The sequence below is a fragment of the Marinactinospora endophytica genome, from assembly GCF_054780875.1.
Window position 1 is genome coordinate 1 of record NZ_BAAGVM010000032.1, and the last position, 2,202, is coordinate 2,202.

A 2,202-nucleotide genomic window follows, 5' to 3' on the forward strand; every position below is an offset into this window, starting at 1 on the left:
CCCACCACCATGAAACACACCGTTGCCTGGCATAGCAGTCGCCATGCCCCCACAAGGTGATCTAGGTCAGATGACAGCAGAGAGGCCCACAAAGACGCCAAAGCAACGCAAAGGCTCATCCCGTCCCCGCGTCCCCCGTTAGGCGCCCTCCCCGCTTCCACGCAGCATCGTTGCCATGGAAAACTACGCTGACCAGCGGGAACACGTCCGCTTGGAGACCTCGACGCCCCGACGCCACCGGGACGCTCTCGCCTCCACCGGACGGTCGCTCACCACCAGGGGCCCCGGCCAATGCCAGGAAAGCCGTCCCGCGCATCCACTCAGGAGAACGTCCTCGACCGGCTCCCCCAGAAGCGGGACAGGGCAGACGTTGACGCTCGGCAAGGCCGTCGAGGCGTTCCTCTCCGACGTGGCCAACCCGCACACCCGCCGGGCCTACGCGGTCGCGCTTCGCGCCCTCGCCCACCGCTTCGATCCGCGCGCGCCCCTCGGCACCTTGACCCAGGAGGGAACGGCGGAACGGGTGGCCCTGTGGTTCGACCACCAGTGGTCGGACCGATCGCCGGCCACGATCAACGCCCGCCTCAACGCGCTCTCCGCCGCGGGGCAGTGGTGGCGTGCCCGTGGGTGGCTGACGGAGAACCCCTTCCAGGGGATACGCCGCAGGTCCGCGCCCCTCGGCCCGCCGGGACTGCTCGATCGCGTCGCGATCGAGTCCCTGGTGGCCCGAGAGGACCTTCCGCTACGGGAGCGCGTGCTCTGGCGGATGCTGTACGAGTCCGCGGCCCGAGCCTGTGACGTGCTGGCGCTCAATGTCGAGGATCTCGACCTCGCCGACCGACGCGCCCGGGCGCGGACCGCGGAGGGCGTTCGCCGCGTCGTCGCCTGGGGGCCCGCGACGGCCTCGCTCCTTCCCGATCTCGTCATGGGGCGGCGCCTGGGACCGCTCTTCCTCACCGAGCGGCGTCCGCGGACCCGACCGCCGCTCTCCGACACCGACCCGGTCTCGGGCCGGAGCCGGCTGTCCTACCGGCGCGTGGCCGAACTCTTCGCCGAGGCCACCGGAGGGGCCACGCTGGAGCAGTTCCGCCGCAGCGTGCTCGCGCTCTCGACGGAGGACGAGACGGACCTCCGCCTCCCCGGCCCCTACTCGGGGCGCGCGACGATCGAGGCCCCGGCCCGCCACCCTCGCACGCGCTCGGAACCTCTCATGACATGACGAGGCCGGATCGACCCGGCGGGGGAACATCCCTGACGCTTTGTCGCCCCATCCGCCTTTTGCGCTCATTGAGAGATAAGGGAGTCCAATGTGATACACAGCACACTATGTGATTGAATGATCACACTATGTATCGGTAGTGCCATTTTCGAGCCGGAGAGATCCGGTTTCCGAAACCTCGGTCCTCTTCGAACGGACACAACGAAGGACCGGGTGGGAAGTGCCCAACACGTCGAACGAGGAGTTAGACATGCGCATGATCAAGCGCGCGGTCGTCATCAGCCTGATCTCCGTTCCCGCGGCCATGGGGATCGCCGGAGCGGCCAACGCCGGAATCGGCGGTGGCGGCGGTGGCGCCCTGTTCAACGAGAACGCCTCCTTCGCCGGCCCCAAGGGCGCGGCGGAGTGGAACATCACCAGCATCGCCGGCGGTGACGGCTGGGGCTTCGGCGGCGGCTGGGGCGGCGGCTTCGGTGGTGGCGCCCTCTACGAGAAGGACGCCTCCTTCGCCGGCCCCTACGGCGCGGGCGAGCTCAGCCTGACCTCCGCCACCCTGGGCGGCGGCTTCTAGGACACCGCGCCTGGCAGGCGACCACGAGGTTCCTCTTCCCGCGCCGGCCCCGGCGAGTCACGACTCGCCGGGGCCGCCGTGCAGGTCGTCCAAGGGGACGGGAAGCCTGGACAGGACCCGGCCCCCTTCGAACGGACACAACGAAAGACCGGGCCCTGCGTGCCCAACGCCTCGCGGAGACGCACGTGGCGGACACGGCGCGAAGGCGCCGCACCCCGCCGCCTTCGCGGCCGCGGCGGTGGAATCGCCAGCATACCCGCCGGCGGGAAGCCCCCCGTGAACCCTTCCCCATTTCCGTCCGGCGGCTTTCCCCTCAGCCGATCCCTCTTCCCAAAGAGATCCAATGGGTCGGACGCGCCCGAAGCAATTCTCCGCGGCGCGAATCGGGGATTACCACTTCGATCGTGGTGGT

General features: G+C 69.6%; 2 protein-coding genes. Both read left to right on the plus strand.

Annotation, left to right across the window (positions count from 1 at the left end; all coding sequences use genetic code 11):
• The first annotated feature begins 370 nt into the window (after positions 1-370).
• On the plus strand, positions 371-1,219 hold the full coding sequence (locus ACYVHU_RS26635; protein WP_078764251.1) for a site-specific integrase: 849 nt from the start codon (positions 371-373) through the stop codon (positions 1,217-1,219).
• A 250-nt stretch (positions 1,220-1,469) separates the two neighbouring features.
• The gene (locus ACYVHU_RS26640; protein ID WP_078764250.1) at positions 1,470-1,790 is read left to right on the plus strand and encodes a hypothetical protein; all 321 of its coding nucleotides are present in this window, start codon (positions 1,470-1,472) and stop codon (positions 1,788-1,790) included.
• The last annotated feature ends 412 nt before the right edge of the window (positions 1,791-2,202 follow it).